A 24,736-nucleotide genomic window follows, 5' to 3' on the forward strand; every position below is an offset into this window, starting at 1 on the left:
TACGACCCAAAGCGACCACCAACACAAGGCGGCCACACCAGCAGAAGGTGACCACCCCGCTGGAACCCGCGCCGAACCACCCAACCGGACCACACGGCCACCCCCTCCACCCTCGTAAACCCAACTAGGCTGGAGACCGTGGACGCACTGGATCCCATTGAGTCGGTCAACACGTTCATCGGCACAAAGGACGAGGGCAACACCTTCCCCGGCGCGTCCATGCCCTTCGGCAAGGCGCACTCCAGTCCGGTCGGCTCCCACTACGCCGGCTACCGCTACGACGACACGGTCATCCGCGGCTTCGGGCACTTCTTCCTGTCCGGTGCCGGGTGCTGGGAGCAGGGCGGTCTCGTACCGATCCTTCCCGTCACGCAGTTGCCGGCGAGTTTTGACCACAAGCGTTACGGCGCCAAGTACTCGCACGACGGGGAGATCGGCAAGCCCGGCTACTACAAGGTCAAGCTGGAGCGCGACATCACCGTCGAGTGCACGGCGACGACCAGGGCCGGGGTTGAGCGGTACACGTTCCCCAGCGGTGTCAACGCAACGCTTCTCGTCAACGTCGGCCAGGCCAACGACAAAGAGCCCGTGTCCGCCAGCTCTGTCAGGGTCGTCGACGATCGCACGATCACCGGAACCGTGGAGACGCAGGCGTTCTGCGGCGGCCGTCCTTATCTCACCTACTTCACCACGAGGTTCGACCGTCCGTTCAAAGAGTTCGGCACCTGGGGGCCCACCGGATCCAAGCCGGGGCAACGAGAGTCCGCGGGTGGTGCGGGCCTCAGGGGTGCCTGGGTGACCTTCGAACCGGGGCCCGTCACGGCGTACACCGCTTTGTCTCAAGTGGACGAACGGGGCGCCAAAGCCAACCTCGACGCCGAGACCAGCGGCAAGACGTTCGACGAACTCCGCAACGATGCCCAGGACGCGTGGCGCAAAGAGCTCTGCTGCATCGAGATCGAGACTGAGGACTGGGACGAGCGCGCGGTCTTCTACACCGCGCTGTACCACGTGTTGTTGCAGCCATGCACAGCCAGCGATGTCGACGGGCGGTACCGGGGCTTCGACAACCAGGTTCACCAGGCCGATGGCTGGACCTACTACGAGTACTTCTCGCTGTGGGACACGTATCGCGCGCACAACCAGCTTCTTGCGTTGCTTCGCACGGAGCGCAGCAAGGACATCGCGCGGAGCATCCTCGCGATTCACGAGCAGGGCGGCTGGCTTCCGCGCTGGGCGTACGCGAACCAGGAGACGAACTGCATGACCGGCGATCCGGTCACGCCGTTCCTCGTCGACCTCTGGCGGTTCGGGCACCTGAAGGGCTTCGAGGAGCAGGCCTACCAAGCACTCGTCCAGAACGTCGACGGTGTGCCGCCGCAGAGTTCGCGGTTCCAGGGGCGGTCCGGGAACCCGAACTACCTCGCCAACGGTTTCGTCCAGTACGACAAGCGTTTCCCCAAGAAGGGGCAGGACACCGATCCGCACCACGGGGCTTCGGCGACGCTCGAGTACGCGCTGGCCGACGCGACGCTCGCGATCATGGCCGAGGAGCTCGGGCACAAGGAGGACGCCGAACGTCTCAGGCGGCGCGGGCTCAACCACCGGGCGCTCTGGGACCACAGCGTCACCGACCGCGGGTTCACCGGGTTCCCGCGGCCCAAGCTCGCGGGCGGTGCGTGGCTCACGCCGTTCACGCCGCAGGGGCCCGAGGGGTTCCACGAAGGCACCGCGTGGCAGTACCAGTGGCTCGCGCAGCACGACGTGCCCGGCCTGATCACGGCGCTCGGCGGCAAGGCGGCGGCTGAGGCTCGGCTCGATGACTTCTTCGCCTTCGCGGACCTGCTGACCGATCCCGCGCGCACCGTGCGTGAGAAGTGGGTTGTCGGGCCGTACGACTACTACAACCAGTTCAGGTACAACCCGAACAACGAACCGGACCTGCACGCGCCGTGGATGTACGCGCTCATCGGCAAGCCGGAGAAGACGTCCGTGGTCGTCAGGGCCGCGCAGACGTTGTTCGTCAACGGGCCGGCGGGCGTCACGGGCAACGACGACCTCGGCACGATGTCCGCCTGGTACGTGTTCAGCGCGCTCGGGATGTACCCCGCGGTGCCGGGCACCGGTGAGTTCGTGCCGCACGCGCCCAGGTTCCGGCGTGCCGTGGTCCACCTGGAGAACGGCAAGGACATCGTGATCAAGGCGGAGGCCGCGGACGTCACGAAGACGCAGGTGGTGCAGCGGATTCGGAGTGGCTGGCTCGCGAAGTCACGTGATCGGATCGAGCTCGCGGAGCTGCGTTCGGGGACCACGCTCGAGGTCGACCTCCACACACTTTCCAATTGAGACGCTGAAACGGTCGTACGCTCCCCGGATGGGGATCTGCGCGAACTGCGGCACGGACTTCGCGTCCCTGCCTTCACGAGCGCGGTACTGCTCCAACGCGTGCCGTCAGCGCGCCTACCGCAGGAGGAACGCCGGTACGTCCACTGTGGTCGCCGAACTGCCCGGTCACGACGACGCGTTCGTGGGCAGGGAACGCGAGCTGGCCGAGCTGCTTTCGTTGCTGCGCAAGCACAGGCTGCTCACGCTCGTGGGGTCGGCGGGGATCGGGAAGACCCGGCTCGCGGTGGAGGTCGCCAGGCGGCACCGGCGGGTCGAGGTGCGCACGGTCGAGCTGGGCAGGTTGAGCCGTCCGGACCAGGTAGTGCAGGCGTTCGCCGAAGCCGTTGGGGTGTACCAGCACGCGGGTGTCGCCCTCAGGACGACGTTGCTCGCGGAGCTCGGCAGCCGGCGGATCCTGCTGCTCGTCGACAACTGCGAGCACCTGATCGAGGAGTGTTGTGCCGTGGTGGACGCGCTCCTGGCGCGCTGCCCGCACGTCCAGGTCCTCGCGACCAGCAGGGAAGCGCTGCGAGCGGTCGGTGAGGCTGTTTTCCCGCTGCACGGCATGGACGGCGACGCGGTCCGGCTGTTCACCGAACGCGCGGGCGTGCCGGGCGACCAGGACGCGATCGCGGCGATCTGCGCGCGGCTCGACGGCGTGCCGCTGGCGGTGGAACTCGCTGCGAAGGTTTCCGCCTCCGTGCCGCTGACGGAGCTCGCGAGCCGTCTCGACCACCGCCTGGACCTGCTCAGCGACGCGGGCGAACCGGCGCGGCACCAGAGCTTGCGCGCGGCCATCGCGTGGAGTCACGACCTGCTGACGCCGCAGGAGGAAGAGCTGTTCCGGCGGCTCGCGCTGCTGCCGGGCGGGTTCGGGCTGGAGATCGCCCAGGTGGTGCACGGCGGTCCGGTCATCGGTCTGCTCACGGCGTTGCAGGCGAAGTCGTTGGTGGTGCGGGAGAACGACGGCCGCTTCCGAATGCTCGAGTCGGTCCGCCTCTACGCGGAGGAACGCCTGCGCGAGCACAGCGAGTACGCCGTGGCCGCCGAACGGATCATCGAGTGGTTGTGCGGCAAGGGTGAACCCGGTGTCTCGTCGTCGATCCTCGCGCCGGAACAGGTCGAGGCGCTGCACCAGGAGTACGACAACGTGGCGTACGCCTTCGGGCATCTGGTGGCACCGCAGGACGAACGCAGGCTGATGCTCGCCACGATGGTGCTGAGGGTGTGCTTCGACCGCGGCTACTTCACCGAGGCGGGCGCGGTGCTGATGCAGGTGCTGCACCAGTCGGCCGCCGATGCCCGTTACCGGATCCTCGCGCTGGAGTACGCGTCGTTGCTGGCAGGGCACGAGGAACGGCACGAGGAAGCTGTCGAGCACGCCCTGGAGGCGATCAAGACAGCGGAGGCCGGCGGGCAGGACCACATCATGTGTCGCCTCCACCGGACGCTGTCGACCGCGTACGACGGTGCGGGCGACGTCGCGAACACCACGTGGGCGCTGCGTGAGTCGATCCGGCACGGCCGCCGCAACGGCAACGATGTCAGCGTGGCCGTGTCCAGTCACAACCTCGGCTGGAGGCTGCTCGTCCAGGGCGATGCCGAGGCCGCCGCCGTCCTGGTGGACGCCGCGTCACCTGTCCTGAAAGCCCATGCGCGGCAGGACGTCGTGGCGATCTCGGTGCACACGGCGGGCTGCATCGCGCTGGAACGGGGGGATGTGGCGACGGCCGGCGCGCGGTTCGCCGACAGCGCCCGGCTCTCCGCCTCGTCGCCACGCGCGGTGCTGGAGTCGATCGAGGGCAGGGGACTCGTCGCCGTGCTGTCCGGACGGCACGAGATCGGCGTGCGCCTTCTGGCCGCCTGTCAGCAGATGCGCACGTCCTGGGTCGTTCCGACCGAGGCGTGGTGGCGCGGGAAGATGGCCGCCGCACTGGACCTCGCCCGGGAAGCCCTGTCCCGCGCGGCTTTCACCAGAGCCCTGAGCGCCGGCCGGGCGATGGACGTCCGGCACGCCCTGGAAACCGCGCTGGACGAGGAGATCGTGCAGGACCCGGTGCTGAGCGACCGGCAACGCGTGGTCGTCGAGCTGGTGGCGCAGGGAATGACGAACGCGCAAGTGGCGGCGAAGCTCGGGATCTCCGACCGCACCGTGGAGTCCCACGTGCGCAACGTGAAGACGGCGTTAAGCCTCACGACGCGCGCCGAGCTGGTGACCTGGGCGCAGTCCAACTGAGACGTAACGCTGCGGTTCATCCGGATGACTTCGTGCCCCTCGGCGTTCATTGTTGACGCAACCAACCGAGGGGAGGGGGCGACGTGGAACCTTTCCGCCTGCTGCACCCCGACCTCGTGCCGCGGCGGCGTGAGTCGTTGCAGCACGCAGCGTCCACGCTCGTCCAGATGGGGTTGGACGACACGGTGCTCTCGGCGTCACCCGTGCACCAACGCCTCGCGCGCGTGGTGCTCGCGAGCAACAGCGTGATCGAGTGGACGCCCTGCCACGGCGTTCCGCACGCCTGCCACGACGAACGCTTCGGCGTCGAGCGTGTCGGCGGCGACCGCGGTGGCGTGTTCCTCTCCGGCCTCCTGATCGCCTACCTCGACGTGCTGGAGAACGCCGCCAGGGCAGGCACCTCGATCAGCGAGGACTCCTGGCGCACCCTGCTGTGGGCGCCCACCGCGCTCTTCGACCACGTGCTGCGCCGCCCCCAGGTCGGCATGACCGTGGTGACTCCCGGTCCTCGCACCGAGCACCTGCCGCACGAACGGGCCCGGGCGGGCCACCGCCTTCACCTCGCGCTGATGCAGGTGGTCCGGTTCGCGGTCAGCGGCGTGGTGCGGGCCGAGGACGACCGCACGCTGGTCGAGGACTGCGTCACGCTCGCGACCGCGTGCCTGCGTGCCGCGACGGTGGCGCTCGCGTTCGCCTCCGACGTGCGGCCGGCGAGCCGCGAGGCGCAGTCGCCGATCGGCGAGACTCCTGAGCACCGCTACCTCTGGCAGGTGATCGGCGAGGTGCGCGCCGCCGTCCCGCGGGCGAGGTTCGAACAGTTCGCCGCGGCACTGCGAAGGCTCGACGGCGTCGGCACCGCAAGTACGTTGCTGGTGGCGGGGAACTAGCTCGTTCGTCTCGACTTCGCTGCGACTTTCGTCGTTCCGCCACGACGATCACCCTGCGCTGACCTAACGTCCCCGCCATGACGGAGGAACGATCGGCTGTCGTGGTGCGGGACGTCCGCAAGAGCTACGGCGAGCTGAAAGCGGTGGACGGCGTCTCGTTCACCGTGGCCGAGGGGGAGTTCTTCGGCATCCTGGGGCCCAACGGCGCTGGGAAGACGACCACGCTGGAGATCATCGAGGGGCTGCGCGAGCCCGACGGCGGCGAGGTGCGGTTGCTCGGTGAGAGTCCGTGGCCGCGCAACGTGAAGTTGTTGCCGCGCATCGGTGTGCAGCTCCAGGCGTCGTCGTTCTTCGACAAGCTGACCGCGAAGGAACAGCTGCAGACGTTCGGCTCGCTCTACGGCGTGAACTCGACCAGGGCCGACGAGATGCTCGAACTGGTCGGCCTCACGGACAAGGCGAACGAGCAGGAGAACAAGCTCTCTGGCGGCCAGCGGCAGCGACTCTCGATCGCGTGCGCGCTGATGCACGACCCGGACATCGTCTTCCTGGACGAACCGACCGCCGCGCTGGACCCGCAGGCGCGCCGCAACCTCTGGGACGTGCTGCGCGCGATCCAGAAGCGCGGCAAGACCATCGTGTACACCACGCACTACCTCGACGAGGCCGAGATCCTCTGCGACCGCGTGGCCATCATGGACAACGGCAGGATCCTCGCGCTCGACCCGCCCGCGGTGCTGGTGCGCGGCCTGGACGCGCCGACCCACGTGACGCTGCAGAAGGGCGTGCTGTCCGTCGTGGACGCCACCGCGCTGGAAGGTGTGGAGGAGGCGCACGAGGACGAGGTGTCGCTGACGATCTCCACGCGCCGCCCGGCACCCGTGCTGTCCGCGCTGGCCGAACGGGGCGCGCTGGACGGCCTGCAGGTCCGCACGGCCACCCTCGAAGACGTGTTCCTCAACCTGACCGGGCGGGAGTACCGCGCATGACCGCGTTCAAGACGCTCTCGCTGGCGATGTTCAAAGGGTTCATCCGGGACAAGGTGACGCTGTTCTTCACCTTCCTGTTCCCGTTGATGTTCCTCATCATCTTCGGCCTGATCCTGCGCGACGTCGGCGCCGACAAGACGAAGATCGCGGTGGTCGGCGACGGCCCGGTCGTGTCGGCGTTGCGGGACAGCGGCGTGCTGGAGCTGGAGCCCTACAACGACGCCGATGCCGCGGTGCGGAAGGTGAAGGACGGCGACCTGCCCGCCGCGCTGATCGTGCGCGGCCAGCAGCTCGACGTGCGGTTCGCGCAGAGCGACCAGGTCAAGTCGGCGACCGTGCTGGGGATCATCAACGGGTTCGTGGACAAGGCGAACCTCGCCGCGACCGGTCAGCCGCCGCGCTTCACGTTCGCCGCGGAGAAGGTCGAGGACGCCTCGCTCAAGCCGATCCAGTACCTCACGCCGGGCATCCTGTCGTGGGGCATCGCGGTGTCCGCGGTGTTCGGTTCGGCGCTGACCCTCGTGTCGTGGCGGCGCAAGCAGGTGCTGCGGCGCATCCGGCTCGCGCCCGTCTCGGCGACCTCGGTGCTGTCGTCGCGGTTGCTGGTCAGTGCCGGCGTGGCGCTGGTGCAGGGCGGGGTCTTCGTCGGCGTCGCGTCGCTGCCGGTGTTCGGGCTGAAGCTGTCCGGGCAGTGGTGGCTCGCGATTCCGTTGCTGATGCTGGGAACCATCGCGTTCTTCGCGCTCGGCATGCTGGTCGGCGCGTTCGCGAAGACCGAGGAGGCGGCGTCGGCCGCGGCGAACATCGTCGTGCTGCCGATGGCGTTCCTGTCCGGCACGTTCTTCCCCGTCGACCAGGCGCCGGCGTGGTTGCAGACCGTGTCGAAGATCTTCCCGTTGCGGCACATGAACGACGGCATGCTCGACGTGCTGGTGCGGGGCAAGGGGATCGAGGCACTGGCGGTGCCGGCGGCGATCCTGACCGGTTTCGCTCTGGTCGTCGGGTTCCTCGCCTCACGCGTCTTCAAATGGGAGGAATAGGGCTGTGTTGATTTGTCGCGCTGCCGCGCGACGGAGGGTTCGTCCACAAGTCGGTCATCCGGCCGAATCGCTCGCACCGAATTGGGCTTCGCCGAATTCGGCACGAGCGGTTGACCGGACGACCGACACGAACCCTCGCCCTGGGTGCGTTGTGCTCCCTGTCACGGTTCATGATGGGGAGCCATGACGTTCTCCACCGCGGTTGGACGGTTCCGCATCTTCGCCCTGGCCGAGGCGATCTCCTGGGCCGGCCTGCTGCTCGGGATGTTCTTCAAGTACGTCGTCGTGCAGAACGAGATCGGCGTGAAGATCTTCGGCCCGATCCACGGCGTCATCTTCGTGGGCTTCGTGCTCGTCACGCTGATGGCGAAGGAGCCGCTGAAGTGGGACGGCCGCACGCTGCTCCTCGGCCTGCTGTCGAGCATCCCGCCGTTCGGCACGGTGATCTTCGAGCGCTGGGCTTCGAAGACCGGCCGCCTCAACGAGGCAGCGCCCGAACAGCTCTGAGCTCGGTCTCCGGATCGCCCTCGTGGTAGATGCGCTCGGAGGCCTCGATGTTGTCGAGGAACTCCTGGTACTTCACCGCGTTGTGCAGGCGTGAGGCGCGGCGGGCGACGTCGAGGGCTTCGAGCGGCCGGCTGTCCGGTCGCAGGGCCAGCCACGCCTCGCTCCACACCCGGCCGATCACCTCGCTCAGCTGCGGGTTGTACTCCGCGAGCCGGCAGGCGTCCAGCGCCGGGTGACCCCAGCACGCGTCGGACCAGTCGATCACCACGCCGCTGTCGCGCCAGTTGCCGGAGTGGAAGTCGCCGTGCGTCAACGTGTCCGGCAGCCCGAACGACGGCATCGGCACCGCGGTCGGCTGGAGCCGCGGCTCACCCGCGAGCGCGTGCTGCACCGCGACCCAGCGCGGCACGACCTTCTCGACCATCTCCTCGGTGAGGTGCCGGCAGCTGCCGCCCTCGGCGTGGCTGAGCAGCACCCGGTTCGGTGCGCTGGCGAGCACCTCGGGCACCAGGGTCGGGTCGTGCGCGGCGACCATCCTGATCACCGTGCCCTCGTCGGCGAAGAACGGCGGGACGGCCTTCAGCCACACGGGACCGTCCGCGGTGGGCAGCCGGTGCACGCTGGACAGGTTCCAGGTCCGGACCTGGACGGCCGGTCCGGTGCGGGTCACGACCGCGTCGGCCCACTCGACCAGCTCCGACGGACCGCCGAGCCGCGCCCACGGCAGCCTGTGCTCGGCGTCGGGTTCCGGTTCGCGGGCGGGCTTCAGGTGCGTGCGGTCGGGTTCGCCGTGCGCCTCGACGTGGTAGGTGACGACGCCGCCGAACGGGGCGTTGCCGCCCTCGACCGACACCAGGCGCAGCACGCTGGTCGGCACGCCGAGCAGGTCGCGCAGGACCGCGTTGACGGGCTCGACGTGGTTCCAGTCCTGGGTGCCGACGGGGATCGGGTCGGTGCGGCCGGCGAAACCGCTGGGGGCGCTGACGAGGGCGATGATCGACCGGTCCGGGCGTTCCCAGTGCATGGGCCCATCAGGCCACAGTGCGCGGCCGGTGCCCAAACGGTTTTTCAGTCCTCGAAGTCGCCGCTCGCCCTGCGGACCTTCGCCAGCAGTTCGGTGAGCTGCTCGGTCTGCCGGTCGGTGAGGCCCTTCAGACCCAGGTTCACCTCGACGACCGCCGCGGTCGCGTCCTCACGGCGCTTCAGACCGGCGTCGGTGATCTCGACGAGCGTGGTCCGGCGGTCCGTCGGGTGCGGGGTGCGGCGGACGAGACCGTCGCTCTCCAGCCTGTCGACGATGTTCGTCACGCTCGTGGGGTGCAGCTGGAGGCGTTCGCCCATCACCCGCATCGGCAGCGCGCCCTTGCGGGAGAAGTAGAGGAGCACCAACGCCTCGTAGCGCGCGAACGTGAGGCCGTGCGGCTTGAGGGCTGCGTCCACGGCGGACTGGATGATTTGCTGGACACGCATGACGCTCGTGACGGCGGCCATCGACGTGGAGGAACCCACCCGGTCGTCCCACAGCTCGGCCGCGCGGGCGATCGGATCGAACGGCAGCGGTGTCATGGGCATCGAAGCTACCAGTCAGTACCACCGATGGATCATCAGGAGGCACGTGTGCTTGTCGCGTTCAGCGTCGCTCCGTCCGGTTCGGACTCGTCGGGAAGCGTCGCCAAGGCCGTCGCCGAGGCCGTGCGGATCGTGCGGGAGTCCGGCCTGCCCAACGAGACGAACGCGATGTTCACCTTGATCGAGGGGGAGTGGGACGAGGTGATGGACGTGGTCAAGCGCGCGACAGAGGCGGTCCAGGCCGGTGCTCCGCGCGTGTCCCTCGTGCTCAAGGCGGACATCCGGCCCGGCTACACCGGTCAGCTGGCGGCCAAGGTGCAACGGATCGAGGAGCACCTCTCCGACCCGTCGTGAGGCCTCGGATGGCCGAACGCTCTACGCCGCCCCGGTGAGGGAACCCGTGCGCGGGCGTTCACTGGGTTAGCGTGTCGGGCGTGGACGCGAGGCAGCTGTGGTTGAGGTTCGAGCCCTACCACGACGTCACGTACTTCACGCCCGAATCCCGCGCCGCGACCGACGCGCTGGGCTGCAAGGGCGGCTGGATGGGCTACTTCGGCATGCGCGCGGCACCGCTGGGCGCGGCATCCCCGGAGCTGGTGACGGCCGTCTTCTACAACTTCGCCCCGCGCATGGTCTCGCGCGCACTGCCCGACGCCTGGGCGGTGGCGTCGCCTGCCGAGTACCTGCGCGTGCGGCTGGAGGGCGTGGACGCGGCGTTGCGCCGGATGCTGGGCTCCGTCGACACACCGGAGATCGCCGAGGCCGCGTCGCTGGCTCGGGCCGCGGCGCTGGCTGCTCCGCTGGCAGGACGTCCGCTGGCGGCCGCGAACCGCGCGCTGCCGTGGCCTGCTGAGCCTCATCTGGCCCTGTGGCACGCCTGCACGATCCTGCGCGAGGCCCGCGGTGACGGCCACGTGGCCGCCCTGGTCGCGCACGGAGTGGGTCCGTGCCAAGCGCTTGCGCTCTACGCCCGGGAACATTCCCTCGATCCGGCATACATGCGGGCCGCGCGTGGTTGGACAGTCGAGGAGTGGGAGGAAGCCGACGTTCCCGGCGACCTCGCCGCGGTGGAGCGCGCAACCGACGCTGCTGCTCTCGCGCCGTGGGAGGCCTTGGGCGCGTCTCGAACTTCGCGGTTCATCGACCTGATGACGCCGCTCGCTCTCCGCATCGCTTCGGCCAACGAGGCGATGCGCGTCAACCCGATGGCCCTGGACCCGGTCCGGGAACTAGCCGTGCCAGGATGGAACACGTGACAAGGCCTGATCCTCGCAAGACCGCCGCTCTGTCCGCCGCGCTCTCGGGCGCCGTCGATCTGGGTGCCCTGAAGGCACGCGCCGACGCCGCTCGCCAGGCCGCCGCCATGCCTGCTGCTCCGGCGGGTGGGCCGGCTGGGCCGGGTGGGCCCGACAACGGCTCCGCGCCGTGGATCGTGGACGTCACCGAGGCCTCGTTCCAGGCCGTGGTCGAGCAGTCCCTGCAGGTGCCCGTGGTGGTCCTGCTGGGGGCCTCGTACAGCCCGGAGTCGCAGCAGCTGGCTGCTTCGCTGACCCGGCTGGCGGGCTCGTCCGGTGGGTCCTGGATCTTGGCGCGGGTCGATCTGGAGCAGGCGCCTCGGATCGGGCAGGCGTTCGGGGTGCAGTCCGTGCCCACCACGGTCGCTGTTGCAGCTGGTCAGCCCATTGATGCGTTCGCCGGGCCCATTGCTGATGCCGAGTTGACGCAGTGGATCGCCCGATTGCTGGACGCCTTGCGGGATCGGTTGCCCGGGATTCGGGCCGGGGAGGCTCGGGCTGGGGTGCCGGTTGAAGAGGAAGTGGTTGAGGACCCTCGGATCGTTGCTGCTGAGGAGGCTTTTGAGCGCGGTGACTACGCGGCCGCTCAGGGGTACTACTCGCAGATCCTGGCTTCTGAGCCCGGCAACGAGCTGGCCAAGGAAGGGCTGGCGCAGGCCAAGTTCGCTGAACGTGCCGAGGCTGTTGACCCGACTGTGATCGACAAGGCCGATGGTGCGCCGGAGGACATCGACGCTCAGTTGGCCGCCGCGGATGCTCAGGTTGCGTTGCAGCAGGTCGACGAGGCTTTCAAGCGGCTTGTCGATGTGGTTCGGCGGGTTTACGGGGATGATCGGGATCGGGTTCGGCAGCACTTGGTCGGGCTGTTCGAGTTGTTCCCGGCCGATGATCCTCGGGTGGCCGCGGCTCGGCGGAACCTGGCTTCGGCGTTGTACTGATGACTCGGCCACTAGAAGGGTGCTCCTGAACTGCTTCGGTCGTGACCGCAGGCGAGTCACGTCCCTGCAGTCCAGGGCACCTTCTCAGCGTGTCGACGTCCGCCGGCACGGATTCCTCGTGCCGGCGGCGACCTAACGGCTAGCGTCGAGGCTTGGGTGAAGGCCCGCCGACGTATCTGTCACCGGCCGAGACGGATCTGGCTGTCACATTCGTTGCGGCGGGGGTTGATTCGAATGCGTAGGTCACCTCGTCGGCGCTGCGGTACATCACGACGACTTTCCCACCGCTCAGCACGACCATTGACGGCTCAGTGTCCGCCGGCCACGCGTTGCCGGTGCGGGAGTCGACCAGCTTGGTCCAGCCGGTGAACGGACCGTCCGTGCTCGATTGCTTGTTGGTGTAGATGTATCCGTCCGTGGCGCGAGCCGCGAGGGTGATCCGCCCGCCGCTGATCACCGCGGCAGGGGAGCCGTCAGTGCTGATCCCGTCGATCAGGGACCAGGTCGTGTCCAGGCCAGAAGCGGTGTCGCGCACCGTGTAGATCTTGCCGTCGGCCCGGCGCCCGAAGATCTGCACCTTGCCGTCGAGCTTGACCACACCGGCGGGCCTGCCCGTGATGGCGCCGGCGCTCACCGTTCGCACGTTCGTGAGTGCCCGGTTCACGTATCGGGAGGTGACGACGAAACCGGAGGCGTAGGTGACCAGAACCTCGAGGTCGTCAGCGTCACCGGCGGCAGGCAGGACCGTCACCTCGCCTGCCAGATTGGAGAAGCCGACTGGCGCCCACGGCCACACGTGGCCGTCCACTGTCTGTTGCTTGATGGTCTTCGTGGCGCCGGCGGTGGACCGGCCAGGGCGCTCGCGTCCGCGCTGAAGACGCACCCGGATGCGCTTACTCACACACAGTGGGAACTGCTTCAAGTGAATGCTGCTGGGATGATGGACAAGGTTGACTTCTACCGCTGGAACAACGATCTTGATGATTGGGCGTTGGTGAAATGACTGTCGAGGTCGTGCGAGGTTCTCTTCCCTCTGCCCTGAAGGGTAGGTTCAAGCCTTGGAGTATTGACGCGGGTCATAGCAAGGTACTTCTACGCGGCTTTCTTGCGGATTTTGAGAGCGAAGATCTGCCGCGAATCTTTGATGTTCTTTTCCAGGATGTATCGCGCATCTCTATCGCTGATCGATATGAGGGGCTGCACCTGGCTGTCGCAGAGAAAAGTGTAATGAGCCTGGAGGAGAGTCGGGTCGGGGCGGATTGGTCTGGCTCGAAAATGTTTATCCTGAGCCGTTTGGGTGATTGCGACTATATTGTTGCCGGATTTCTGTTCTGGGCAGAGGTGGCCGTTCGTGCGAACTCGCCAAGTCCTCTATTTGAAGAATCTCCAGCCCCGGGCTCCATCGTGGGCAAGATTTTCAAGGTGGGTTGAACCGCTACGGCGTGCTGATGCTGAGCTGCTGGTAGCTGCGCGACTGTGGTGAATGAATGGAACGTGGACTGGCGGCGACCTCGACGTGGGCGTGTTTGAGAATGTGGTCGAGAGTGGAGAAACCTACCTGATGGCTGGACGGTTGCAAGACGTGAACGTCTTGGGTGTGGCTCTTGCGGAGTTTCCAAGAAACGATTAATGGGTCGCTCGGTGGAGCTGGTCTTCAACTGGATTTTCCGTTCTGGGGTGCCACGGGCGGGCGCCGCTTGATCAAGCGGAACTCCATGAGCTTCGGCTTGCTGCCAGAGGCCTTGCGGACACCGAATGGGTCCTGATGTGGCCTGGCCGTGCTACGGCACGAAATCGGCTCAGTTCCGTTGAACTGCAGCCCGCAGCCGCCCTACGTATCCCCGGTCGAACTCTGAGAGTCCTGGAATGGAAGGCCTAGGAGCGGCGGCGCTCCAGTAGCACCGTGTCTCGCCATTGGCCGTGGTGCTGGGCGATTCGTTCCCTCACGCCAACAGTGCGGAAACCTGCCCTGTGGTGCAGGGCGATGCTTGCCCTGTTCTCCGGGAAGATCACGGCCTGCAGGGTCCACAGGCCGTCTGCGTCTGCTGCGGAGACCTGGTGGTGCAGCAGGGTTTTGCCCACGCCTCGGCCCTGGTGCGCGTCGCTCACGTAGATCGACGTCTCGGCCACGCCGGAGTAGCACTCGCGGGCCGAGACCGGGGTTGCGGCTGCCCAACCCGCGATGTCGCCGTCCAGCAGAGCGATCCAGCGGTGGTCCGGTAGCCACTTGGATTCGAGCGTGCGGCGGGAGGGGACCTCGGTTTCGAACGTCGCGTTGCCGGTGGCTATGCCCTCGCCGTAGATGCGGCGGACTTCCGGCCAGTCCGCGGCCGTCATGGGGCGGATGCTCACGCCGGAGACCGGGGCCACCGAACCCGTGCTGAGGGCGCCCATCACGGCGTCCGCGGCGTGGGGGAGGCCGGTGCAGCACGCCGGATTGACGGTGACGAGGGTGGTTGTGCCCTCGCGTTCCACGCGGACGAAGCCGACCTCAGCCAGTTTGCGGACGTGGTGGGAGCAGGTGGACTGGCTCACGCCCAGGAGGGCCGTCAGTTCGCCTACGGTCACCGCGCCGGGGGCCGAGGCCACGTGGTGGAGCAGGCGGACCCTGGTGGGGTCGGACAGGGTCGAGAACCACGAGGCGTAGGTCGCGGCTTCATCGGTCAGCACGGGGGAAGTATCGACGGGCGTCGATGCTGGAATCAACTTGAATACTTCTTCACGCAGGTGGAGGAACCTCGGAAGAAGCCGTCTCCGAAGGCTTCCACCCTGGCGAAGCCCGAGGGGACGGCTTTGCCGTTCACGTCCGCCGCGATGAGGCTGTCGTCTGCCAGGAGTTCGGCCACTGCCTCGTCGAGGTCTCCTGGGGAGAGGCGCAGGCCTGCGGCCGGGTCCGGGCGGTTGGTGAGGCCCGCCCAGGCTCCGGTCAGACAGGCGGTGCGTTGGCCTGCCGCGTCGTCGTCGAGTTTGAAGCCCGTGGCGTGCTGGATGGACAACGAGAAGCGGGAGGCGATCACGGCGAACGCCGCGAAGTCGCCGATGCCGCCCTTGGTGCCCTTTTTGGGTGGCGTGCCGATCTTCACCAGGGACGGGAGGTCGAGCTGGACCTCGTTCACCGCCGGGCAGTAGGAGGCGGGGGAGGTGGTTTGGGCGTCGTTGCAGGGCTTGATGCCTGCCCTGTCGAAGGACGGGAAGGCCGCGCCGCTCGACTTGTAGGCGTCGCGGAGGGACTCCTCCAGCGCCTTGAGGTACTTGTCCTGGTCGATCCTGGCGTTGCCGCGGCCCTGGCCCTGGTCCTTGTCGGACAGGTCGAAGGGGCGTTCGGTGATGCGCTTGGCGATCTCGGCCTCGTTGATCTCGGCGCAGCGGGCGGCGCCTCGGGTGAAGCCGAACTGGAAGGCCGAGACGCGGTCGAACGCGCTGCCGTGGGCTCCCTGCTTCTCGAAGGAGGTGCCCGCGGAGTCGCGGATGAAGAACATCGTCTGCAGGACCTGGTTCAGGCCCTCGCCGGTGGAGAGTTCGAAGTGTTTGGACTTGTTCTCGGCGATCCACCGCATGAAGACGCCGGTGTAGCAGTCAGCCTGCTGCTCCTTGACGATCGACGGGGTGTTGGCGCCGATGTTCGAGGCCGGGCCCAGCTTGTACTGGACGGCGTGGCCCATCTCGTGGGCCAGGACCGTCACCACGGCCATCGGGCCGAAGGCGTCCTTGAGCATCGGGAGGAGTTCGCCGCGGTCCCACGTGATGCTGTCGTCGAGCGCGCAGTAAAACGCGTTGGCCACGCCGGTGGTGTTGAGCTTGCAGACCTCGACCCCCTTGCCGTTGGAGTCGTAGGAGATGAACCGCTTCACGGGCTCGAAGGTCTTGCCCGCGAACGACTTGGGGATCTCGGCGGTCCAGAACTCCTGGACGTCGGCGAGGGTGTTGATCGCCAGGCGGTCCATCTCGCCGCCGTCGCCGTTCTCCACGCTGAGGTCTGCGTCCTGGACGCCCTGCTTCGGGCCGGAGGGGCCGTTGGAGATCTCCAGGCCGGCGACTTTCGTCGGGTCGGGGCGTTCGCCCTTCGGGTCGCCCTCGACCACGGAGGCGCAGGCGGTGAGCGCTGCGGTTGCGACCAAAGCGACGGCGATTCGTCCGATCCCCATGGGGGCGAACCCTACTAAGCGGCGTTCGGCCGTGTGCGCGAAGGACCAGGGCCAAACGTGAAACGTTCTCACCCTCCGGGGTGATTTCAAAACTGCGCGGACTCGTTTTCGTTGTCCTGCCTATGTTTCGAGCGCACAGTCGCCCTCGCAAGCCTTCGGTGTGGAAGGAGTAAGGCGGAATGGGTAGAACGCGCTGGGCACGGTTCGCAGGGGTGCTCGGTATCGGTGCAGTGGGTGTCGGTGCCCTCCTCTTCGGCATGTCCCAGGGAGCGCTGGCCGCCTCGTTCGCGGTGTCCGGCCAAGATTTCAAGGTGTCCGCGGACTACCTGGACGGCAAGGGATTCGTCCAGTTCGGCGGGATCGACGCGGGTGCCGGGCAGGTGCACGTCGTCGCGGTCAGCGGCTTCAAGACCGCCTCGTTGAACAAGTTCTGCCAGTCGGTGTTCGTCGCCAACATGCCGATCGTCGGCGACATCACGTTGAGGATCACCGCTGACGGCGTGGGCGGCATGTCCGCCGACAACCTGGTCGTCAACCTCACCGACCTGTCCGGTGACCTCGAGCTGGGCGCTCCCGACATCGGCATCGACGCGAGCAAGGTCAACAAGGGACCGGAGAACCTCAGGGGTCTGCCGGGCTCGTTCGGTCTGCAGGCCGACTCGGCGAAGATCACCGGTCTCAAGCAGACCGCGTGGTCGACGACGGCTCAGACCATCAGGTTCAAGGGCATGAACCTGTCGATCCGCCAGGGGAAGCAAGAGTGTTTCTGAGGGCCTGGCGCGCCTTCACCGCATGGCGACGTGGCCGGCCCTTCTGAGCCGGCCTGTTCGTGGCGGTCGGCGCCGTGATCATCCTGTCTCCGCCGTTCGCCACCCTGAAGTTCGGCGACATGGTCATCTCGATCAACACGCTCGGCGGCGTGTCCGCGTTGCTGATCGGCGCGGTGCTGCTCGTCTGCGCGGTGGCGTTGTGGGTGGCACCCCGGTTCCGGCTCGCGGCGGGCATCGTCACGGTGCTGCTGTCGCTGGTCGCGGTCGTGGTGTCCAACCTCGGCGGCTTCGTCGTCGGCACCCTCTCGTGCCTGCTCGGGGGTGCGCTCGCCGTGGCGTGGACGACCGAGCCCAAGAAGCCGAAGGCCGCGAAGCGCAACGACGGCGCCGAGCCCGAACAGACCCAGAGGGTTCAGCCCACATGATGCGAACGCCGCCGCTGGCCGCGGTGGCAGTGGTCGCGGTGCTGGCGTTGCAACCGCCGTCGAGCACCGAGCCTCCGCCTCCGTCGAGCAGCAGCTCACCGGCCCCGACGACGACGATCTCGGAGCCACCGCCCACCTCGAGCAGCAGTTCCACCCCACCGCCGACGTCGTCATCCGTGCAGGAGCCTCCGCCGAGCACGGTGCCGCCTTCGACGCCGGCGCCCCCGCCACCGGCCCCTGCCCCGGTGGCGGGCGGAGGGCGTGAATGGACCCTGACCGCCTCACGGCTGGAGCTCGGGGGCCTCAACTTCGCCGGGATCGTCGACACGGTGGTGAACGGTCAGGTCATCAAGGTCCTGAAGTTCACGACCACCGACATGAAGATCAAGGACTTGGTGCAGTCCGGTGAGATCTCGCCGGGGACGAAGCTGATCACGGCAGCACGGCCGGGCAGCACGTCCACGGTGTCGTCAGGCCGGATCGAGCTGTTCACGGTGCAGCTCAAGGGCAACCTGGACATCCTCGGGATCAAGATCCCGGTGGACTACTCGGCCGCCCACCCGCCACCGCTGAACGTGCCGTTCGCGGTCTTCACCGAGGTCACGGTCCGCAACACGGACCTCAGGGGCGGCACGCTGAAGATCCCCGGCGCGCGGATCTCGGTCGTGTCCGACCAGGCGCCGGTCGAACGGCGCTGACTCAGGCCCCGCACTTCTTCGCGCCTTCGAAGACACCCTCGCGGAACCGGGCGACGCGCTCGAAGCCCGGATCCACCGCGTTCGCTCCCTTGGCGTCACGGGCCGCGTAGTCGAAGCGCAGCAGCACGGTCACGGCCTCGTCGAAGTCACCCGGCGAGAGCCCGAAACCGTCCTGGCGCTGGAACACCGCGCCCGTGTACGCCCCGGCCAGGCACAGAGCGGCCGCGGAGGCGCCCTCGCCCTCCGTCGGCTTGCCCTGCACGGCCAGCTCGGCCAGCGCGTACCGGGTCGCGATCAACGTGCCGGTCGCGTAGTCGCCGAGCTCCTTGTGCAGGATCGGCAGCTCTTCGTTGGTGTCGATCTTGATGGTCTTGTCCGACGGGCAGTACGCGACCGGGCCCTGGTCACCGGAGCAGGTCGGTTCCTTCGGAGAGGACTCCGCACGCGGCGAGGACCAGGTCTTGCCCGCGGCCGTCGCCAGGCCCTTGAAGTACCCGTCGAGGTCGGGCGTCACGGACTCGAGCATCTCGGAGAACGGCAGGTTGCCGCCGTTGGCCCGGTCACGCGTGTTCGTGAACGCGCGCTGCGTGAACGTGCGGTTCTGGACCGACATCGCGGCGCAGAACTTGGCACCCTGCTCGTAGCCGTCCTGGAACGCCGCCACGCGGTCGAACGCGCTGCCGTGCGCCTGCTCGTCCTCCGGCGACGTGCCGACCGGGTCGCGGAACGTGATCAACGCGCCGAGCGCCTTGTCCAGGGCGTCCGTGCCGATGTCGAGGCGCTGCGACTTGCCGTCGGTGATGTTGCGCACGAACGCGCCCGCGAAGCAGTCGGCCTGGGCCTCGGTGAGGATCGTCGGGTACTTCTCGGGCTCGCGGCGCTCGGCCTCCGGCGTGATGCCCATGCGGTTCTGCACCGCGTGACCGATCTCGTGCGCGAGCACCACGACCACCGCGGCCTCGCCGAAGCGGTCCTGCAGCACCGGCAGCAGCGACGCGCGGTCCCAGGCGATGGCGTCGGCGGCCGGGCAGTAGAACGCGTTGCCCTCCACGTCGGCGGCCTTCTGCGTGCACGGTGGCGGCTTGGCCGTCGCGTCGGCCGTGTCCACCGAGTAGTACCCGCCGGTCAGCGGCTTCCACGGCTTGTTGAACGTCTGCTGGAACGAGGTCTTCCAGAAGTCGTCGATGTCGGTGAGGGCCGTCGCGGCCAGCTTGTCGATCGGGCCGTTGTCCGACCCGCGCACCTGGACGGTCTCGGTGGAGGCTTCCTTCTTCACCACCTTGGCGGCACGGGGACGCCCCGGGATCTGGGCGGTGCAGCCCACCGCGAGCAGGGCGGTGGCGACGATCAGCGCGATGCTCCGGTGCCGCATGGACCCATTGTGCCTGCCGGTCGGCTTGAGGGGCGTCCTACTCGTCGAACTCAGGCGCATACAGAGGCCAACGTGTGGCGGGCTGATCAGGTTCACCAGCCCGCCGGACGCCTCAGTCCGCCTCGCCCAGCACGCCGGGGACCTCGGGAACCAGCCACAGCACACCCGCGGGCGGCAGCTGCAGCACCGCGGAGTACGGCCGCCCGTGCCACGGCCTGGCCTCGGCCTCGACACCACCCATGTTGCCCACCCCGGACCCGCCGTAGTGCGCGGCGTCGGTGTTCACCAGCTCCTTCCACCGCCCACCGGCGGGCAGGCCCACGCGGTAGTCGTGGTGCGGCATGCCGGCGAAGTTCGCCACGCACGCCAGCGTCGAGCCGTCCTCACCGACGCGCAGGAACGACAGCACGTTGCCGCCGGCGTCGTTGGCGTCGATCCACTGGAACCCCTCGGGCGTGACGTCGTGCGAGAACAACGCCGCCGCCGTCTTGTACACCGAGTTCAGGTCCCGCATCAGCTTCTGGATGCCCTGGTGCAACGGCTCCTGCTCGACCAGGTGCCAGTCGAGCGACCGCGACTCCGACCACTCCTGCCGCTGCCCGAACTCACCGCCCATGAACAGCAGCTGCTTGCCCGGATGCGCCCACATGAACGCGAGCAGCGACCGCACGCCTGCGGCCTTGTTCCAGTCGTCACCCGGCATCCGGCCCCACAGCGAGCCCTTGCCGTGCACCACCTCGTCGTGCGACAGCGGCAGCACGAAGTTCTCGCTCCACGCGTAGACCAGCGAGAACGTCATCTCGTTGTGGTGGAACGACCGGTGGATCGGCTCACGCGACAGGTAGTGCAGCGTGTCGTGCATCCAGCCCATGTTCCACTTGAACCCGAACCCGAGCCCGCCCAGGTGCGTCGGCCGCGTGACGCCGGGCCACGCCGTCGACTCCTCGGCGATCATCACCACACCGGGGTGGCGGCGGTAGACGGTGGCGTTGAGCTCCTGCAGGAACCGCACCGCGTCGAGGTTCTCGCGCCCGCCGAACTCGTTCGGCAGCCACTGGCCCTCCGGCCGCGAGTAGTCGAGGTAGAGCATCGACGCGACGGCGTCCACCCGCAGGCCGTCGAGGTGGAACTCCTCGATCCAGTACAGCGCGTTGGCGACCAGGAAGTTGCGGACCTCGTTGCGCCCGAAGTCGAAGACGTACGTGCCCCAGTCGAGCTGCTCACCGCGGCGCGGGTCGGCGTGCTCGTACAGCGGCGTGCCGTCGAACTTCGCGAGCGCCCAGGCGTCCTTCGGGAAGTGCGCGGGCACCCAGTCGACCAGCACGCCGATGCCGCGCTGGTGCAGCGTGTCGACGAAGTACCGGAAGTCGTCCGGCGAGCCGAACCGCGAGGTCGGCGCGTAGTACGAGGTGACCTGGTAGCCCCACGAGCCGCCGAACGGGTGCTCCGCCACGGGAAGCATCTCGACGTGCGTGAAGCCCATGTCCTCGCAGTAGTCCGCGAGTTCCGTGGCCAGCTCCCGGTAGCCGAGACCCGGCTTCCACGAACCGAGGTGCACCTCGTAGATCGACATCGGCGCGTTGGCCCACTGCGTCGCCTCGCGCCGGGCCTCCCACTCCGCGTCGTTCCACTGGTACTCGGACCGCGTGACGACGGAAGCGGTCTGCGGCGGCGTCTCCGTGGCGAACGCCATCGGGTCGGCCTTCTCGTGCCACACGCCGTCCTGGCCGAGGATGCGGAACTTGTACCGCGACCCCACCGGGACGTTCGGCAGGAAGACCTCCCAGACACCACTGGAACCCATGGAGCGCAACGGGTTCGCGCGCCCGTCCCAGCCGTCGAAGTCACCCGTGACGCGCACACCGCGCGCGTTCGGCGCCCACACCGCGAACGAGACACCGGTGACGTCGCCGGTGATCGTTTCGTAGCAACGGACGTGCGCGCCCAGCACGTCCCAGAGCCGTTCGTGCCTGCCTTCACCGATCAGGTGCAGGTCCAGCTCGCCGACGGTGGGCAGCCACCGGTACGGGTCGTCGACCTCGACCGTGTGGTCGCCGTAGGACACCAGCAGCCGGTAGTCACCGGGAGCCTCGGGCAGCTCGCCCTCGAAGAGCGCGTCGGCGATGCGCGGCAGCTCGACCTGCTTGTCACCCCACGACACCGCCACCGAGGTCGCGCCGGGCCGCAACGCCCGTGCGATCACCTGATCGCCGACGGTGTGCACACCCAGCACCGAGTGCGGGTCGTGGTGCGCACCTGACAGGAGCCGGTCCAGGTCGGCCTTCACGGCTTATTCTCCTCCGCTGGTCATCCGGGCGATCGACGACAGCGGAACCGTCAACCACTCCGGCCTGTTGGCGTGCTCGTATGCGACCTCGTAGACCGCCTTGTCCAGCTCGAACGCGCGCAGCAGGTGCGTGTTGTCCCGCGGGTCGGCCGCCACCTCGGCGTAGCCGTCGCAGAACGCCGCCCGGTTGCGCTTCGTCCACTCCATCGCGCGGTAGGCGAGCTGGTCGTCGTCGGGCTGACCGATCAGCAGCTGCCGTGCCGCGTAGTCGAACGACCTCAGCATCCCCGCCACGTCGCGCAACGGCGACCGCAGCGCGTTGCGTTCGGCGACACCGGCGGCCGGCTCGCCCTCGAAGTCGATCAGCAGCCAGCCGTGCACGGTCCGCAGCACCTGACCGAGGTGCAGGTCGCCGTGGATGTGCTGGATCGGGATCGTCCCGATGTGGTGGCGGGCTTCGTCGAACGCGGCGCGCAGCGGTCCCTCGTACCGGGTCAGCTCCGGCACCGCTTCCAGCACGGTGTCGAGCCGCCGCTGCATGCCCGCGATGGCCTGGGTGATCGCGTCGTCGTCGGCGAGCCTCGTGCCCAGCGCCTCGGCGAGGTCGGCGTGCACCTTCGCCACGGCGTGCCCGAGCCGTTGGGCCTCACCGGCGAAGTCGCCGCCGACCTCGAACGCGTGCAGGTCGGCTTCCGCCATCAGGTCGCGCACCGAGGTCTTGGCCATGTCCCAGCCCTCGACCGCGTCCGGCAGGAACTCCTGCAGCATCGCGAGCGTCACCGGTTCGCCGTCGAGCTCGGTCGAGATCGAGCCGAGCGGCAGCGCGATGTGCTCGCAGCCGACGGACCGCAACGCCCGGTGCAGCACCAGGTCGCGGTTCTCGCCGCGGGAGAGCTTGCGGAAGATCTTGAGGATGTACTGCTGGCCGTAGATCAACGAGGTGTTCGACTGCTCGACGCCGATCGGCCGGCCGCGCAACGACGTGCGCAGCTCGACCCCCGGCTCGTGGGCGAACGTGATGCCGCCGACCTGTTCGCCGGCGGCGATCTTGGTCAGCAGCACGCCGTTCCGCTCCGGATCGGACGTGGCGTCGTAGCCGTCGGAGTGCTCGCTGATGATCAGCTGGTAGGCCTCGGTGCGGCCGGGCTGCTCGACCTCGACGATCGCGTGGGCGATGTCTTCCGCGAGCGGCGTCGTCCGCAGTGGACGGACGGCGGTGATCGGACGGTCCTTGCCTCCGAACCAGCGCAGGGTCGGGAGGACGTCGGGCAGGGTGGTGACCAGCTTGTCGGTGAGCTCGTCGGGGTCGATCACGCGCGATTCACCTCATTTCGCTGTCGTCGCCCGCCTCTACCAGCTGGAACCAGTAGAAACCGTGACCGGGAAGGGTCAGCAGGTAAGGGAGTTCCCCGATCGCGGGGAATTTGACACCTCCGGTGAGCTCCAGCGGCGTGTAGTCGCGGTGCTCGGAGAGGTCCAGCTCGACCGGTTGCGGGAAGCGTGACAGGTTGTTCACGCAGAGCACGATGTCCTCGCGCCCGTCCGGTCGCTTCCACAGCCGCTTGTAGGCGAGCACGCTGGGGTTCGAGCCGCCGAGCTCGCTGAAGTCGCCCTCGGCGAACGCGTGGTGCTGCTTGCGCACCTCGATCATGCGGCGGGTCCAGTTGAGCAGCGACGACGAGTTGTTGAGCTGCGCCTCGACGTTCAGGCCCTGGTAGCCGTACACCGGGTCCATGATCACCGGCAGGTAGATCCGGCCGGGGTCGCAGCTCGAAAAGCCCGCGTTGCGGTCCGGCGTCCACTGCATCGGCGTGCGCACGGCGTCGCGGTCGGCGAGCCAGATGTTGTCGCCCATGCCGATCTCGTCGCCGTAGTACAGAACCGGAGAGCCGGGCAGCGACAGCAGCAGCGCGGTGAACAGCTCGTGCTGGTTGCGGTCGTTCTCCAGCAACGGGGCCAAACGCCTGCGGATGCCGATGTTCGCCTTCATCCGCGGGTCCTTGGCGTACTCCGCGTACATGTAGTCACGTTCTTCGTCCGTGACCATTTCCAGCGTCAGCTCGTCGTGGTTGCGCAGGAAGATGCCCCACTGCGCGTTCTCGGGGATCGACGGCGTCTGCGCCAGGATCTCCGAGATCGGGAACCGCGACTCGCGCCGCACCGCCATGAAGATGCGCGGCATCAGCGGGAAGTGGAACGCCATGTGGCACTCGTCGCCGCCGATCTCCGGGTCACCGAAGTACTCGACCACGTCCGACGGCCACTGGTTCGCCTCCGCCAGCAGCACCCGGCCGGGGAACTCGTCGTCGACGACCTTGCGGCAGCGCTTGAGGAACTCGTGCGTGCGCGGCAGGTTCTCGCAGTTCGTGCCTTCCTCCTCGAAGAGGTACGGCACGGCGTCGAGGCGGAACCCGTCGATGCCGAGGTCGAGCCAGAACCGCAGGACGTCGAGCATCGCCTCCTGCACTTCCGGGTTCTCGTAGTTGAGGTCCGGCTGGTGGCTGAAGAAGCGGTGCCAGAAGAACTGTCCGCGCACCGGGTCGTACGTCCAGTTCGACGACTCCGTGTCGACGAAGATGATCCGCGCGTCGCTGTAGCGCGAGTCGTCGTCGCTCCACACGTAGTAGTCGCCGTACGGGCCCTCGGGGTTCTGCCGCGACTCCTGGAACCACGGGTGCGCGTCGGAGGTGTGGTTGAGGACCAGGTCGGTGATCACGCGGATCCCGCGCCGGTGCGCTTCCTCCAGCAGGTACACGAAGTCGTCGACGGTGCCGAACTCCGGCAGCACCGCGCGGAAGTCGCTGATGTCGTACCCGCCGTCGCGCAGCGGAGAGGCGTAGAACGGCGGCAGCCAGAGGCAGTCGACGCCGAGCCACTCCAGGTAGTCCAGCCGGGAGGCGAGTCCTCTGAGGTCACCCGTCCCGTCGCCGTTCGAGTCGCTGAACGCGCGCACCAGCACCTCGTAGAACACGGCGCCCTTGAACCAGCTCGGGTTCGCGGAGGCGGGCCGCGCGGACCTGAAGTCCTCGGCCTGAGGCTCGACGAGCATTCCCTGGGCGTCGATGGCTTCACCGGTGTGCGGGACGCCTTCCAGCCCCAGCGCCGCGTCCGGACGGGTGTCTTCGTTCATGATCTCCCACCTCGTCGGGGGTTGTTCTCGATGAAGGGCTCCTTCATCCACCTCAGGTCGATG

At 68.1% G+C, this 24,736-nt stretch carries 22 protein-coding genes; 13 read left to right on the top strand and 9 right to left on the bottom strand.

Annotation, left to right across the window (positions count from 1 at the left end):
* Window positions 1-138: 138 nt before the first annotated feature.
* The 6 genes from AOM45_RS48290 (at window position 139) to AOM45_RS48315 (ending at window position 8,044) form a co-directional block, all read left to right on the top strand.
* Complete coding sequence (locus tag AOM45_RS48290) at window positions 139-2,346, top strand: GH92 family glycosyl hydrolase (RefSeq protein ID WP_236704112.1); 2,208 nt, start codon at window positions 139-141, stop codon at window positions 2,344-2,346.
* 28 nt (window positions 2,347-2,374) lie between these two features.
* Complete coding sequence (locus AOM45_RS48295; RefSeq protein ID WP_063778360.1) at window positions 2,375-4,621, top strand: helix-turn-helix transcriptional regulator; 2,247 nt, start codon at window positions 2,375-2,377, stop codon at window positions 4,619-4,621.
* 83 nt (window positions 4,622-4,704) lie between these two features.
* Window positions 4,705-5,508: a 3-methyl-L-tyrosine peroxygenase-related protein gene (locus tag AOM45_RS48300; protein ID WP_030467790.1), complete on the top strand. Its 804-nt coding sequence runs from the start codon at window positions 4,705-4,707 to the stop codon at window positions 5,506-5,508.
* A gap of 77 nt (window positions 5,509-5,585) precedes the next feature.
* Window positions 5,586-6,497, top strand: coding sequence for an ABC transporter ATP-binding protein (locus AOM45_RS48305; RefSeq protein WP_030467791.1), 912 nt, complete (start codon window positions 5,586-5,588; stop codon window positions 6,495-6,497).
* Entirely contained in the window at window positions 6,494-7,537 is a 1,044-nt protein-coding gene (locus tag AOM45_RS48310) for an ABC transporter permease (protein ID WP_030467792.1), read from the top strand. Before AOM45_RS48305 ends, AOM45_RS48310 begins: the two co-directional genes overlap by 4 nt.
* Window positions 7,538-7,720: 183 nt before the next feature.
* The gene (locus AOM45_RS48315) at window positions 7,721-8,044 is read left to right on the top strand and encodes a DUF3817 domain-containing protein (RefSeq protein ID WP_030467793.1); all 324 of its coding nucleotides are present in this window, start codon (window positions 7,721-7,723) and stop codon (window positions 8,042-8,044) included.
* Here AOM45_RS48315 and AOM45_RS48320 read toward each other — a convergent pair.
* Together AOM45_RS48320 and AOM45_RS48325 are read right to left on the bottom strand one after the other, a co-directional pair.
* Window positions 8,016-9,068, bottom strand: coding sequence for a phosphotransferase (locus tag AOM45_RS48320; RefSeq protein WP_030467794.1), 1,053 nt, complete (start codon window positions 9,066-9,068; stop codon window positions 8,016-8,018). The genes AOM45_RS48315 and AOM45_RS48320 overlap by 29 nt on opposite strands.
* A gap of 44 nt (window positions 9,069-9,112) precedes the next feature.
* Entirely contained in the window at window positions 9,113-9,616 is a 504-nt protein-coding gene (locus AOM45_RS48325; RefSeq protein ID WP_030467795.1) for a MarR family winged helix-turn-helix transcriptional regulator, read from the bottom strand.
* Window positions 9,617-9,661: 45 nt separating this feature from the next.
* On the opposite strand from AOM45_RS48325, the gene AOM45_RS48330 reads away from it, so the two are divergent.
* The 3 genes from AOM45_RS48330 (at window position 9,662) to AOM45_RS48340 (ending at window position 11,846) form a co-directional block, all read left to right on the top strand.
* Window positions 9,662-9,967, top strand: a complete 306-nt coding sequence (locus AOM45_RS48330) for an MTH1187 family thiamine-binding protein (protein WP_030467796.1) — start codon at window positions 9,662-9,664, stop codon at window positions 9,965-9,967.
* Window positions 9,968-10,047: 80 nt separating this feature from the next.
* Entirely contained in the window at window positions 10,048-10,869 is an 822-nt protein-coding gene (locus tag AOM45_RS48335; RefSeq protein WP_051783506.1) for an SCO6745 family protein, read from the top strand.
* The gene (locus AOM45_RS48340) at window positions 10,866-11,846 is read left to right on the top strand and encodes a tetratricopeptide repeat protein (protein ID WP_030467798.1); all 981 of its coding nucleotides are present in this window, start codon (window positions 10,866-10,868) and stop codon (window positions 11,844-11,846) included. Before AOM45_RS48335 ends, AOM45_RS48340 begins: the two co-directional genes overlap by 4 nt.
* 139 nt (window positions 11,847-11,985) lie before the next feature.
* Here the strand turns inward: AOM45_RS48340 and AOM45_RS48345 are convergent, their stop codons facing one another.
* Window positions 11,986-12,747, bottom strand: a complete 762-nt coding sequence (locus AOM45_RS48345; RefSeq protein ID WP_156093834.1) for a DUF8189 domain-containing protein — start codon at window positions 12,745-12,747, stop codon at window positions 11,986-11,988.
* Window positions 12,748-12,845: 98 nt separating this feature from the next.
* Between AOM45_RS48345 and AOM45_RS51605 the strand changes: the two genes are divergently transcribed.
* Window positions 12,846-13,277, top strand: coding sequence for a hypothetical protein (locus AOM45_RS51605; protein ID WP_156093835.1), 432 nt, complete (start codon window positions 12,846-12,848; stop codon window positions 13,275-13,277).
* Between the two features lie 444 nt (window positions 13,278-13,721).
* Here AOM45_RS51605 and AOM45_RS48350 read toward each other — a convergent pair whose 3' ends face one another.
* Window positions 13,722-14,516 carry a helix-turn-helix domain-containing GNAT family N-acetyltransferase gene (locus AOM45_RS48350; protein ID WP_030467800.1) on the bottom strand — a complete coding sequence of 265 codons (795 nt, stop codon included), beginning with the start codon at window positions 14,514-14,516 and terminating at the stop codon, window positions 13,722-13,724.
* A gap of 32 nt (window positions 14,517-14,548) precedes the next feature.
* A complete protein-coding gene (locus tag AOM45_RS48355; protein ID WP_030467801.1) occupies window positions 14,549-15,991 on the bottom strand; it encodes a neutral zinc metallopeptidase in 1,443 nt (480 codons plus the stop codon).
* A 179-nt stretch (window positions 15,992-16,170) separates the two neighbouring features.
* On the opposite strand from AOM45_RS48355, the gene AOM45_RS48360 reads away from it, so the two are divergent.
* From AOM45_RS48360 to AOM45_RS51610, 3 genes are read left to right on the top strand one after another with little or no spacing between them, the layout of a single operon-like run.
* On the top strand, window positions 16,171-16,761 hold the full coding sequence (locus AOM45_RS48360; RefSeq protein WP_030467802.1) for a DUF6230 family protein: 591 nt from the start codon (window positions 16,171-16,173) through the stop codon (window positions 16,759-16,761).
* Between the two features lie 59 nt (window positions 16,762-16,820).
* The gene (locus AOM45_RS48365; protein WP_051783426.1) at window positions 16,821-17,186 is read left to right on the top strand and encodes a DUF6114 domain-containing protein; all 366 of its coding nucleotides are present in this window, start codon (window positions 16,821-16,823) and stop codon (window positions 17,184-17,186) included.
* Window positions 17,183-17,884, top strand: a complete 702-nt coding sequence (locus AOM45_RS51610) for a hypothetical protein (RefSeq protein ID WP_156093837.1) — start codon at window positions 17,183-17,185, stop codon at window positions 17,882-17,884. Before AOM45_RS48365 ends, AOM45_RS51610 begins: the two co-directional genes overlap by 4 nt.
* Window position 17,885: 1 nt before the next feature.
* On the opposite strand, the gene AOM45_RS48375 is transcribed toward AOM45_RS51610, so the two are convergent.
* The 4 genes from AOM45_RS48375 to treS all read right to left on the bottom strand — a co-directional run bounded on the left by AOM45_RS48375 (window position 17,886) and on the right by treS (window position 24,673).
* Window positions 17,886-19,256, bottom strand: a complete 1,371-nt coding sequence (locus AOM45_RS48375; RefSeq protein ID WP_030467804.1) for a neutral zinc metallopeptidase — start codon at window positions 19,254-19,256, stop codon at window positions 17,886-17,888.
* 112 nt (window positions 19,257-19,368) lie between these two features.
* Window positions 19,369-21,543 carry a 1,4-alpha-glucan branching protein GlgB gene (glgB, locus tag AOM45_RS48380; RefSeq protein WP_030467805.1) on the bottom strand — a complete coding sequence of 725 codons (2,175 nt, stop codon included), beginning with the start codon at window positions 21,541-21,543 and terminating at the stop codon, window positions 19,369-19,371.
* 3 nt (window positions 21,544-21,546) lie between these two features.
* The gene (locus AOM45_RS48385) at window positions 21,547-22,857 is read right to left on the bottom strand and encodes a maltokinase N-terminal cap-like domain-containing protein (RefSeq protein ID WP_030467806.1); all 1,311 of its coding nucleotides are present in this window, start codon (window positions 22,855-22,857) and stop codon (window positions 21,547-21,549) included.
* A gap of 7 nt (window positions 22,858-22,864) precedes the next feature.
* A complete protein-coding gene (gene treS, locus AOM45_RS48390; protein ID WP_030467807.1) occupies window positions 22,865-24,673 on the bottom strand; it encodes a maltose alpha-D-glucosyltransferase in 1,809 nt (602 codons plus the stop codon).
* Between the last annotated feature and the right edge of the window lie 63 nt (window positions 24,674-24,736).

Source organism: Lentzea aerocolonigenes, assembly GCF_000974445.1.
Taxonomy (GTDB): Bacteria; Actinomycetota; Actinomycetes; order Mycobacteriales; family Pseudonocardiaceae; genus Lentzea; species Lentzea aerocolonigenes.